This window comes from Micromonospora sp. ABR4_055 (assembly GCF_056160425.1).
On sequence record NZ_JBSWXD010000003.1, the window covers coordinates 49,853 to 61,832 of the forward strand.

An 11,980-nucleotide genomic window follows, 5' to 3' on the forward strand; every position below is an offset into this window, starting at 1 on the left:
GTCACACCTCCTTGTCGTCGGTGGCGGGACCGACCTGGGCCGGTTCCCGTTCGGCTACCGCCCGCTTGGCCCGCGGGCTGGGCGGGACCTGCAGGTCCATCGGGGGCAGCGGGAAGCTGCCCGGTGGCCGGGAGTCGACCTGCTCCTGCAGGGTCGGCGCCGGCCGCTCCTTGCGCGTCGGCCAGAAGATCACCACGGCGAGCAGGATGGCGACCGGGATACCGATCGCGATCAGCCGGTCGTTGCGCTCCCAGCCGCTGGTCACCCGGATTCCGCCGAGGGCCAGAATCCAGGCCAGGTTGATCGGCAGCAGCACCTTCCAGCCGAACCGCATGAACTGGTCGTAGCGCAGCCGGGGCAGGGTGCCGCGGAGCCAGACGAAAACGAAGATCAGCGCGATGACCTTGCCCATGAACCAGAGCATCGGCCACCAGCCGCTGTTCGCCCCGTCCCAGATGCTGATCGGCCAGGGGGCCCGCCAGCCGCCGAGGAACAGTGTCACCGTCACCGCCGACATGGTCACCATGGCGACGTACTCGGAGAGCATGAACAGCGCGAACTTCAGCGAGCTGTACTCGGTCATGTACCCGGCGACCAGCTCGGACTCCGCCTCGGGCAGATCGAACGGCGCCCGGTTGGTCTCCGCCACCGCAGCGATGAAGAAGATGATGAAGCTGGGCAGCAGCAGGATCGCGTACCAGCCCGGGGCGTACAGGTCGAACCCGCCGATCGAGGTGAACAGGTCACCGCCGGACTGGGCGGCGACGATCCCGCTGGTCGACATGGTGCCGGCGGTCATGAAGACGCCGACCACCGACAACCCGAGCGCGATCTCGTACGAGATCACCTGCGCCGTCGAGCGCAGACCACCGAGCAGCGGGTACGTCGACCCGGACGCCCAGCCGCCGAGCACCAGCCCGTACACGCCCATCGACGAGCAGGCCAGCAGCACCAGCACCGCCACCGGCACGTCGGTGACCTGCAGCGGGGTCCGGGTGCCGAAGATGCTCACCATCGGGCCGAACGGGATCACCGACAGCGCGGTGACCGCGCAGATCACCGAGATGGTCGGGGCGAAGAAGTAGACCACCTTGTCCGACGCCTTGGGGAGGATGTCCTCCTTGAAGGCCATCTTCAGCCCGTCGGCCAGGGTCTGCAGCAGGCCGAACGGGCCGGCCTGGTTGGGGCCGGGACGGACCTGCATCCGGCCGACCACCCGCCGCTCGAACCAGACCCCGAGCAGGGTGCCCAGCAGCCCGAACACGAAGGCGAAGACCACCTTGATCAGGATCAGCCACCAGGGGTCCAGCCCGAAGTCGGACAGCGTCGGTTCCTGTGCCAGTGGGTTCACCGCAGACCCCCTAGGTTCGGGTTCGTCGCGCCGTTGTGGCTGACCCGGACCACTGATCCGGAGACCGCGCCGAGGCTGCGGCGCACCGTCGAGCCGGGCGAGTTCGTAGGTAGCCAGACCACCCCGTCGGGCAGCAGGTCGGTGACCGACGCCGGCAGGGTGACCGCGCCCCGGTCGGTGCCGACGGTGACCGGATCCCCGTCGGCCACCCCGAGCGCCCCGGCCAGCGACTTGGCCAGCCGGACCACCGGCGGCCGCGCGGTGCCGCCCAGGTAGGGGTCGCCGTCGGTGAGGCTGCCGAGGTCGATCAGGTGGTGCCAGGTGGCCAGCACCGCCTCGCCGGCACCCGGGCTGGCCGGTGCCGTCGGGTCAACCAGCGGGAGCCCGGGACGCTGCGCCTTGGTGGCCGGCAGCGCGCCCAGCTCCCGGCGGATCAGGTTGACCTCGCCGGTGCCGAGTGCCACACCGAGCTGAGCGGCGAGCGCATCGAGCACCCGGGAGTCGGCCATGGCGGTGGTGGTCAGCACCGCTTCGAAGGTGCGCAGCCGGCCCTCCCAGTCGAGGTAGCTGCCGGCCTTCTCCACCGCCGGTGCCACCGGCAGGACCACGTCCGCGCGGCGGGTCACCGCGCTGTGCCGGATCTCCAGGCTGACCAGGAACGGCACCGCGTCGAGGGCCTGCTCGGCGAGCCGCGGGTCGGCCAGGTCGGCCGGGTCGACCCCGGCGACGACCAGCGCGCCGATCTTGCCGGCGGCGGTCGCCGCGACGATCGCGTCGACGTCGCGGCCCGGCTCGGACGGGATGGTCCCGGCACCGATGTCCCAGGCCCCGGTCAGCTCCGCCCGGGCCGCCGCGTCGGCGACCGGACGACCGCCGGGCAGCAGGTTCGGCAGGCAGCCGGCGTCGACCGCGCCCCGGTCACCGGCCCGACGCGGCACCCAGGCCAGCTTCGCGCCGGCCCGCTCGGCGACCGCGCCGGCGGCCGACAACCCACCGGGTACGGTGGCCAGCCGCTCGCCGACGAACAGGATCGCGCCGGACCGACCGAGCGCCTCGGTGACCGCGCGGTCCTCGGTGAGCAGCCGCGCCTCGTCGCCGGGCACGGTCGGCACCAACGTGGCGCCCAGCTTCTCCAGGCCGCGGCTCAGATACGGGGCCAGGGCGATCACCCGCAGCCCTTTCTTGCTGTACGCCTTGCGCAGCCGCAGGAAGAGGATCGGGCACTCCTCCTCCGGCTCCAGCCCGGCGACCACCACCACCGGGGCCCGCTCGACGTCGGCGTAGGTGACGTCGGAGGCGCCGGCCACCCGGGCGGCCAGGAAGTCGGCCTCCTCGGTGGAGCCGGCGGCACCGGTGACCGGCCGGGCCCGGAAGTCGATGTCGTTGGTGCGCAGCGCCACCCGGGCGAACTTGGCGTACGCGTACGCGTCCTCGACGGTGAGCCGACCGCCGGTGAGCACCCCGACGCCGTACGCCCCGTCGCGGGCGTTGCGCAGCCCGTCGGCGGCGACCGCCAGGGCCTCGCTCCAGGACGCCTCCCGCAGCTCACCGGTGTCGGCGTCGCGGACCAGCGGGGTGGTGAGCCGGTCAGTGGCGGTGGCGTAGCGGAACCCCCACCGGCCCTTGTCGCAGTTCCACTCCTCGTTGACCGCCGGGTCGTCGCCGGCCAGCCGACGCATCACCTTGCCGCGCCGGTGGTCGGTCCGCTGTGCGCAGCCGGCCGAGCAGTGCTCACAGACGCTCGGCGAGGAGACCAGGTCGAACGGGCGGGCCCGGAACCGGTACTGGGCACCGGTGAGCGCGCCGACCGGGCAGATCTGCACCGTGTTGCCGGAAAAGTAGGAGTTGAACGGCACATCACCGTCGCCCTCACCGTCCGGCGTCGGCTCGGCGCCGAACGCCTCGTCCCGGTAGACGTTGATCTGCTCGCCGGAGGAGCGGTCCATCAGGTCGATGAAGGCGTCGCCGGCAATCTCCTCGGAGAACCGGGTGCAGCGCTGGCAGAGCACGCAGCGCTCCCGGTCCAGCAGCACCTGGGTGGAGATCTCGACGGGCTTCGGGTACTCCCGCTTGTGCTCGTGGAACCGGGAGTCCGGCCGGCCGGTGGACATCGCCTGGTTCTGCAGCGGACACTCGCCGCCCTTGTCGCACATCGGGCAGTCGAGCGGGTGGTTGACCAGCAGCAGCTCCATGATCCCCTGCTGGGCCTTCTTGGCCACCTCGGAGGTGAGCTGGGTGCGGACCACCATGCCGTCGGCGACCGTCTGGGTGCAGGAGGCGACGGGTTTGCGCTGCCCCTCCACGTCGACCAGACACTGCCGGCAGGCGCCGGCCGGGGCGAGTAGCGGGTGGTCGCAGAACCGGGGGATCTCGATGCCCAGCTTCTCGGCGACCCGGATCAGCAGGGCGCCCTTGGGCGCGGTGACCTCGACGCCGTCGATGGTCAACGTCACCGTCTCGGTGGCTTTCGCTACGTCACTCATCAGTGGGCCCCCACCAGAGTCTTCTCCGACAGCTTCGGTGCCGTGCGGCCCTCGATGTAGTCGAGGTAGTCCTGCTTGAAGTACTTCAGCGAGGAGGTCACCGAGCTGGTCGCGCCGTCGCCGAGGCCACAGAACGAGCGGCCGAGGATGTTGTCGCAGGTGTCGAGCAGGGTGTCCAGGTCCTCGTGGGTGCCCTGGCCGGCCAGGATCCGCCGGAAGACCCGCACCATCCAGTAGTTGCCCTCCCGGCACGGGGTGCACTTGCCGCACGACTCGTGGTGGTAGAACTCCAGCCACCGGTAGGTGGCGTACACCGGGCAGTCCTGGTCGGAGAAGATCTGGGTGGCGGTGGTGCCGAGGATCGAGCCGGCGCCGGCCACCCCTTCGAAGTCCAGTGGTACGTCCAGGTGCTCGGCGGTGAGCAGCGGGGTCGACGAACCGCCCGGCGTCCAGAACCGCAGCTCGTGACCGGGCTGCATGCCGCCGGCCAGCTCGATCAGCTCGCGCAGGGTGATGCCCATCGAGCACTCGTACTGCCCCGGGTTGGCGATCCGGCCGGAGAGCGAGTAGATCATCGGGCCGGACGACTTCTCCGTACCCATGCTCTTCCACCAGGCGGCGCCGCCGAGCACGATGTACGGCACGCTGGAGATGGTGCCGACGTTGTTGACCACGGTCGGGCAGGCGTACAGGCCGTGGGTGGCCGGGAACGGCGGACGCAGCCGGGGCTGGCCACGGAACCCTTCGAGGGAGTCCAGCAGCGCCGTCTCCTCGCCGCAGATGTAGGCACCCGCGCCGCTGTGCACCACCAGGTCCAGATCGAACCCGGAGCCGAGGATGTCCGTGCCGAGGTAGCCGGCCCGGTACGCCTCGTCGACCGCGTTGCGCAGCCGCCGGGCGGCGTGCACCGCCTCACCGCGGATGTAGATGTAGGCGCGGCTGGCCCGGATCGCGTACGAGGCGATGATGACGCCTTCGACCAGCGAGTGCGGGTCGTACATCATCAGCGGCAGGTCCTTGCAGGTGCCCGGCTCGCCCTCGTCGGCGTTGACCACCAGGTAGTGCGGCTTGCCGTCGCCCTGCGGAATGAACCCCCACTTGAGGCCGGTGGGGAAGCCGGCACCGCCCCGACCACGCAGCCCGGAGTCCTTGATCAGCTTGATCAGGTCGTCCGGGTGCACCGGGTCGGCGCCGCGACCCCGGCCGTCCGGCGTACCGGTCAGCACCTTGCGCAGCGCGGCGTAGCCGTCGAGCTGCTGGTAGACGTCGATCTTCCAGGCGTCCGGTGACAGCCAACGCTTGGTCAGCACCGGGGTCAGCTTCTGCAGAGTTTCCTGTCGCGGCTGGGTCATCGGGTGCCCTCCTCGCTGCGCGCGTCCCGCAGCGACCCGCGCTGTGGCTGCGAGTTGTCGCCGGCCGGTTTGGCGTCACCGGCGGGCGGGTTGGCGGCGGCGCCGGCCGACTCGGCGGCCTCGGCGTCGCTGTCCGGCTCGGCCCGGTCGGTCGGCACGGTGGTGCCGGGGGCGTCCGGGGCCGGGGTCTTCGCGTCCGGGGCGCGGGTCTCGGCGGCCCGGATCTCCGGCGACTTGGCCTGCGGTGCCTTGACGTCCGGCGCGGTGCTGCCGGTCGCCGCCGGCGCCGGCCGGCTGGGTGCCGGGGCGGGGGTGTCGCCGCTGATCGGCGTGTTCGGGTCGAAGCCGGCGACCGAGACGCCGTGCTGCTGGGCCAGCCGCAGGCCGCGCAGCGTGGCATCGCCGGCCGGACCGTCGGCGACCGCGCCCTCGCGGGTGTCGGAGAAGCCGGCCAGCTGCAGCGACATCTCCTTCAGCGTGCACAGCCGGGCACCCCGGGTGGGTGCCGGGCGGCCGCCGGACTGCAGCTCGGCGACCACGCCGAGCGCGATGTCCGGGTCGACCTTGTCGAAGAAGTCGTAGTTGACGGTCATCACCGGGCCGTAGTCGCAGGCGGCCAGGCACTCGGCGTGCTCCAGGGTGATGGTGCCGTCGGCGGTGGTCTCCTCGTGGCCGACGCCGAGGTGCTCGCTGAGCGCGTCGTAGACCCGCTGGCCGCCGAGTACGTCGCACATGGTGTTGGTGCAGACGCTGACCAGCCAGTCGCCGGTGGGCCGGCGCTTGTACATGGTGTAGAAGGTGGCGACCGCGCTGACCTGGGCCTTGTTGATGCCCAGCTGTTCGGCGCAGAACTCGACGCCGGCCGGCGAGACGTAGCCCTCCTCGGACTGCACCAGGTGCAGCAGCGGCAGCAGTGCCGACCGGGAGCGGTCCGCCGGGTAGCGGGCGATGATTTCCCGGGCCCGGTCGTGCGTTTCCTGACTGAAGCCCATCAGCGGTCACACCCACCCATCACGGGGTCCAACGAGGCGCCCCCGGCGATCACGTCGGCGAGCAGCCCGCCCTCGGCCATGGCCGGGATCGCCTGGAGGTTCACGAAGCTCGGTTCGCGGTAGTGCACCCGGTACGGTCTGGTCCCGCCGTCGGAGACGGCGTGCACGCCCAACTCGCCGCGGGGGGACTCGATGCCGACGTACACCTGGCCGGGCGGCACCCGGAAGCCCTCGGTCACCAGCTTGAAGTGGTGGATCAGCGACTCCATCGACTGACCCATGATCTTGGCGACGTGCTCCAGCGAGTTGCCCATGCCGTCCACGCCGATGGCCAGCTGCGCCGGCCAGGCGATCTTCTTGTCGGCGACCATGATCGGACCGGGCTTCAACCGGTCCAACGCCTGCTCGATAATCTTGAGCGACTCGCGCATCTCGGCCATCCGGACCAGGTAGCGGCCCCAGACGTCGGCGGTCGGCGTGGTCGGCACGTCGAACTCGTAGTCCTCGTAACCGCAGTACGGCATGGTCTTGCGCAGGTCCCAGGCCAGGCCGGCGGAGCGCAGCACCGGGCCGGTGACGCCCAGCGAGAGGCAACCGGTGACGTCGAGCACCCCGACGTTCTGCGTCCGCTCCAGCCAGATCGGCTGCCCGGAGAGCAGGTCCTCGTACTCCTTGAGCCGCTTCGGCATCACCTTGAGGAACTCACGGATCTTGGTGATCGCCTCGTCCGGCACGTCCTGGGCGACCCCGCCGGGCCGCACGTAGGCCATGTTCATCCGCAGCCCGGAGACCAGTTCGAAGATCTCCAGGATGTACTCGCGCTCCCGGAAGCAGTACAGCATGATCGAGATCGCGCCGAGCTCCAGGCCGGTGGTGCCCAGCCAGATCAGGTGCGAGGAGATCCGGTTGAGCTCCATCATCAGCACCCGGATGGTGTTCGCCCGCTCGGTGATGTCGTCGGTGATCCCGAGCAGCTTCTCCACCGCCAGGCTGTACGCCGTCTCGTTGAAGATCGGCGCCAGGTAGTCCATCCGGGTGACGAACGTGGTGCCCTGCACCCAGTTGCGGTACTCGAGGTTCTTCTCGATCCCGGTGTGCAGGTAGCCGACGACCGTCCGGGCCTCCCGGACGGTCTCCCCCTCCAGCTCCAGCACCAGCCGCAGCACCCCGTGGGTGGACGGGTGCTGCGGGCCCATGTTGACGATGATCCGCTCGTCGGTGAGCGGGTCCGTACCGCCGACCACGGTGTCCCAGTCGCCACCGGTGACGGTGAAGACCTTGCCCTCGTCGGTCTCGCGTTCGGTTGCGTATCCGGCCGTCATTGGTAGCTCCTCCGCTTGTCCGGCGGTGGGATCTCGGCGCCCTTGTACTCCACCGGGACGCCGCCCAGCGGGTAGTCCTTGCGCTGTGGGTGGCCCTCCCAGTCGTCCGGCATCAGGATCCGGGTCAGCGCCGGGTGGCCGTCGAAGACGACGCCGAACATGTCGTACGTCTCCCGTTCCTGCCAGTCGGCGGTCGGGTAGACGGCGGTGACGCTCGGCAGGTGCGGATCCTCGGCGGTGACCGCCGCCTCCAGCCGGACCCGACGCCGGTAGGTCATCGAGGTCAGCTGGTAGACGACGTGCAGCCGACGCTCGTCGGCACCCAGGTAGTCCGCCCCGGACACCGAGGAGCAGAGCTCGAAGCGCAGCGCCTCGTCGTCGCGCATCACCCGGCAGACCTCGGCGATCCGCTCCGGCTTGATGTGCAGGGTCAGCTCACCCCGGTCGACCACGACCTTCTCGATCGCGTCGGCGAAGGCCGGGTACGCCTCCTCAAGGGCGTCGCACACCTCGTCGAAGTAGCCGCCGTACGGCCGCTCGGTGCCGGCCACGCTGGCCCGGCGGCGGACCAGGCCGCCGAAGCCGGACGTGTCGCCGGAGCCCTGGATGCCGAACATGCCGCGGCCGGCTCCACTGGCCGGCGGGAACTCGGCCGGCGCGCCGCTGGTAGCCCCGACCGGCGGGGCGGCGGCGGGTACCCCGCCACCCGGCTGCTCACTGGGCGCGTTGGTCGGCCCGGTCACTGGATCGTCCTTTCGCTGGTCGACGCGGGAATCACTTCAGCCGCTCCCGGGCGTGCAGGTGGTTCTGGGCCTTCATCCAGTTCTCGATCCGCAACTGTTCCTCGCGGCCTTCCCGGACGGCCTGCTCCCACTCGGCCCGGCGGGCCTTGTCGGAGCGGTACGACGACGGCATCGCCCCGGGCGCGACCACCGGCACGTCACCGCGGGCCCGGCGGGCCTCCAGCATCTTGCGCCCGTTCGGGCCGAGTGGCTCGTGGCCGATCTTCTCCCGCAGCTTGAGGACCGCGTCGATGAGCATCTCCGGGCGGGGCGGGCAGCCGGGCAGGTACATGTCGACCGGCACCACGTGGTCCACGCCCTGCACGATGGCGTAGTTGTTGAACATGCCGCCGCTGGAGGCGCAGACCCCCATCGACAACACCCAGCGGGGCTCGGCCATCTGGTCGTAGATCTGCCGCAGCACCGGGGCCATCTTCTGACTGACCCGACCAGCCACGATCATCAGGTCCGCCTGCCGCGGCGAGGCCCGGAAGACCTCCATGCCCCAGCGACCCATGTCGTAGTGCGGAGCACCGGCCGCCATCATCTCGATCGCGCAGCAGGCCAGGCCGAAGGTCGCCCCCCAGACGGAGGTCTTGCGGGACCAGTTGACCAGCTTCTCCACCGAGGTGAGCAGTACGCCGGCGGGGAGTTTCTCCTCGATTCCCATGGTTCCTCCGTCAGTCCCAGTCGAGCCCGCCGCGCCGCCACTCGTACACGTAGGCGACCGAGACGGCGACGATGAACAGCGAGACCGCGACGTAGCCGAACGCGCCGAGCGGGTCCAGCGAGACCGCCCACGGGATCAGGAAGATGATCTCGATGTCGAAGATGATGAACATCATCGCGGTCAGATAGAACTTGATCGGGATCCGACCGCCGCCGACCGGCTCCGGGCTGGGCTCGATCCCACACTCGTACGCTTCGAGCTTGGCCCGGTTGTAGCGCAGCGGCCCGGCCAGCCGGGCGGCCGCCACCGAGAACAACGCGAAGGCCGAGGCGAGGGCGAACACCCCGACGATGGGTATGTAAGGCGAGAGTGACATGGGTTTCTCCTGCTCGTCCTTCCCTGCCCGCGGTCAGTTTCCAGCGATCTGTGATGTCTCCCGCCGGGACCGGGCGTCGTTGCCCCATCCTGGCGACTACTGCGGTGGGCCGACGGCCCGGGGTGCTGCCGGCGGCGTCACACGGCCGGAGCCACCTTGGTCATCGCGTTGATCATCCGGTCCATCGCGTCCCCGCCACGCGGATCGGTCAGGTTCGCCAGCAGCTTCAGCACGAACCGCATCAGTGTCGGATGCGGCATGCCGTGCTTGGTGGCGATTCGCATGATCTGTGGGTTGCCGATCATCTTCACGAAGATGTTGCCGAGCCGGTAGTAGCCCCCGTAGCGGGCCTTCAGCTCGTTCGGGTAGTGCGCCAGCGCCCGCTCCCGGTCGGCGCCGGCCGGCCGGGCCAACGCCTGCACCGCCACCTCGGCGGCGAGCTCACCGGACTCCATCGCGTACGCGATGCCTTCACCGTTGAACGGGTTGACCATACCGCCGGAGTCGCCGACCAGCAGGACTCCCCGGGTGTAGTGCGGGACCCGGTTGAAGCCCATCGGCAGTGCCGCGCCGAGGATCGGGCCGTCGGCGTTGGCCTCGTCGGCCAGCCCCCAGTCCGGTGGTGTGCTGCCCAGCCAGTCGGTGAGCATCCGCCGGTAGTTGGTCTTGCCGAAGGCGCTGGACGAGTTGAGTACGCCCAGGCCGACGTTGACCCGGCCGTCGCCCATGCCGAAGATCCAACCGTAGCCGGGCAGCAGTTTCTCGCCGCCCTCCCGGCTGCGCAGCTCCAGCCAGGACTCCAGGTACTCGTCCCGGTGCCGCACCGGCGACCGGTAGTACCGCCGGACCGCGACTCCGATCGGCCGGTCCTCGCGCTTGGCCAGCCCCATGGCGAGCGGGAACCGGCCGGAGACCCCGTCGGCGGCGACGATCAACGGGGCGTGGAAGGTGGCCGGCTGCTTGTCCGGGCCGACCTCGGCGGTCACGCCGATCGCCCGCCCGGTGGCATCCAGCACCGGGGCCACCACGTTGGTGCCGGTGTGCAGCACCGCCCCCGCCTCGACCGCCTGCCTGGCCAGCAGATCGTCGAAGTCCAGCCGGGTTCGGACCAGGCCGTAGTTGGGGAAGCTGGCCAGGTCGGGCCAGTCGAGTTCGAGCCGGATGCCGCCGCCGATCACCCGCAGGCCACGGTTGTGCAGCCAGCCGGCCTCGGGCGAGGTGTCGACACCCAGCTTGATCAACTGCTTGACAGCGCGCGGCGTGAGCCCGTCACCGCAGACCTTTTCCCGGGGAAACGTGGTCTTTTCCAGCATGAGCACCCGTGCGCCGTGCCGGGCGAGGTGGAAGGCGGTCGCGGAACCGCCGGGGCCCGCCCCGACGACGATCACATCGGCTTCGGTCTCGCTCACAGCCACCTCCCGTTCGCCTCCCAGTCGCTCGTGAAATGCTTCACAAGCCGTCTCGCAGGTGAGTCTAGAACCGTTAACAGGGCGGCAATCGGTTAGGCGACCCTAACCCTGCGAGGTAGCGACCTCGGCGGGTGACCGACGACACGAAATCACCCATCGACGGACACCAAGCAGTGGCGGACCCGTCGCTCGCGCTCCCGGATCCGGCGTACGGCAGCACGGCACCGCTCCCCGATGACGTGGCGCTACGCCCGGGTCGCATGGCGCTACCGCCGGGTGGCGCGGTGCAGCGCCACGATCCCACCGGTGAGATTGCGCCACTGCGCCGACCGCCACCCCGCCGCCGCGATCCGCCCGGCGAGCGCCGCCTGGTCCGGCCACTGCCGGATTGACTCGGCCAGATAGACGTACGCATCCGGGTTGCTCGCCACCGCGCGGGCCACCGCCGGCAGCGACCGCATCAGATAGGACAGGTAGAGCGTCTGGAAGGCGGGACTGGTCGGCTGACTGAACTCGCACACCACCATCCGCCCGCCGGGCCGGGTCACCCGGGCCAGCTCGGCCAACGCGGCATCGGTGTCGACCACGTTGCGCAGGGCGAATGAGATCGTCACCGCGTCGAAGCTGGCGTCCCGGAACGGCAACGCCAGGGCGTCCCCGGCGAGCAGTGGCACCTGTGGACGGGCCCGGCGGCCGGCCCGCAGCATGCCGAGCGAGATGTCCGAACCGACGGCCCACACCCCGCCCCGGCCGAGTTCGGCGGTGGAGACTCCGGTGCCGGCACCGACGTCGAGCACCCGGTCGCCGGGAAGCAGGTCGAGCGCAGCGCGGGTGGCCCGGCGCCACCGCCGGTCCTGGCCGAAGGAGATCACCGTGTTGGTCAGGTCGTACCGGCCGGCCACGCCGTCGAACATCGCGGCGACCTCGGCCGGCTGCTTGTCCAGGCCGGCGCGGACCGGCGGCGGGATGTCAGTCACGCCCGACCACTTTGCCAGTCGCCCGTCCCGACCTGCGGCGCGGGGCCGGCGGCGAGGGTGACCGAGGCCACATACAGTACGGGAGAGGTGGGTTGACCCACCTCGCCCGTACTGCCGTGCGTTATGTAGACGGCCCCCTCGGACCGCTGGAGTACGGCTCCGGCGACCACCGCCATCAGGGGACGTGACCTGCGACGACCAGGGGGACGGCGTCGCGGCGCGAGCGGCTGCCGGAACGTTGTTGACGAGGACGTTAGCGGCCGACG

At 70.7% G+C, this 11,980-nt stretch carries 10 protein-coding genes; all 10 read right to left on the reverse strand.

The window, feature by feature from the left end; all coding sequences use genetic code 11:
* Position 1: 1 nt before the first annotated feature.
* Positions 2–1,351 carry an NADH-quinone oxidoreductase subunit NuoH gene (gene nuoH / locus ACXAHD_RS02040; RefSeq protein ID WP_123607125.1) on the reverse strand — a complete coding sequence of 450 codons (1,350 nt, stop codon included), beginning with the start codon at positions 1,349–1,351 and terminating at the stop codon, positions 2–4.
* Positions 1,348–3,834, reverse strand: coding sequence for an NADH-quinone oxidoreductase subunit G (locus tag ACXAHD_RS02045; RefSeq protein ID WP_475048212.1), 2,487 nt, complete (start codon positions 3,832–3,834; stop codon positions 1,348–1,350). Before ACXAHD_RS02045 ends, nuoH begins: the two co-directional genes overlap by 4 nt.
* On the reverse strand, positions 3,834–5,186 hold the full coding sequence (nuoF, locus tag ACXAHD_RS02050; RefSeq protein ID WP_281552098.1) for an NADH-quinone oxidoreductase subunit NuoF: 1,353 nt from the start codon (positions 5,184–5,186) through the stop codon (positions 3,834–3,836). Before nuoF ends, ACXAHD_RS02045 begins: the two co-directional genes overlap by 1 nt.
* Entirely contained in the window at positions 5,183–6,181 is a 999-nt protein-coding gene (gene nuoE / locus ACXAHD_RS02055; RefSeq protein ID WP_281555748.1) for an NADH-quinone oxidoreductase subunit NuoE, read from the reverse strand. Before nuoE ends, nuoF begins: the two co-directional genes overlap by 4 nt.
* The gene (locus ACXAHD_RS02060; RefSeq protein WP_281552099.1) at positions 6,178–7,500 is read right to left on the reverse strand and encodes an NADH-quinone oxidoreductase subunit D; all 1,323 of its coding nucleotides are present in this window, start codon (positions 7,498–7,500) and stop codon (positions 6,178–6,180) included. The genes nuoE and ACXAHD_RS02060 overlap by 4 nt, the downstream gene beginning before the upstream one ends.
* A complete protein-coding gene (locus ACXAHD_RS02065) occupies positions 7,497–8,243 on the reverse strand; it encodes an NADH-quinone oxidoreductase subunit C (RefSeq protein WP_281552100.1) in 747 nt (248 codons plus the stop codon). Before ACXAHD_RS02065 ends, ACXAHD_RS02060 begins: the two co-directional genes overlap by 4 nt.
* 31 nt (positions 8,244–8,274) lie before the next feature.
* A complete protein-coding gene (locus ACXAHD_RS02070) occupies positions 8,275–8,952 on the reverse strand; it encodes a NuoB/complex I 20 kDa subunit family protein (protein ID WP_123607119.1) in 678 nt (225 codons plus the stop codon).
* Between the two features lie 10 nt (positions 8,953–8,962).
* Entirely contained in the window at positions 8,963–9,328 is a 366-nt protein-coding gene (locus ACXAHD_RS02075) for an NADH-quinone oxidoreductase subunit A (RefSeq protein ID WP_123607118.1), read from the reverse strand.
* 137 nt (positions 9,329–9,465) lie between these two features.
* Positions 9,466–10,737: a geranylgeranyl reductase family protein gene (locus ACXAHD_RS02080; RefSeq protein ID WP_475048217.1), complete on the reverse strand. Its 1,272-nt coding sequence runs from the start codon at positions 10,735–10,737 to the stop codon at positions 9,466–9,468.
* A 266-nt stretch (positions 10,738–11,003) separates the two neighbouring features.
* Positions 11,004–11,705 carry a demethylmenaquinone methyltransferase gene (locus ACXAHD_RS02085; RefSeq protein ID WP_281567500.1) on the reverse strand — a complete coding sequence of 234 codons (702 nt, stop codon included), beginning with the start codon at positions 11,703–11,705 and terminating at the stop codon, positions 11,004–11,006.
* Positions 11,706–11,980: the final 275 nt, after the last annotated feature.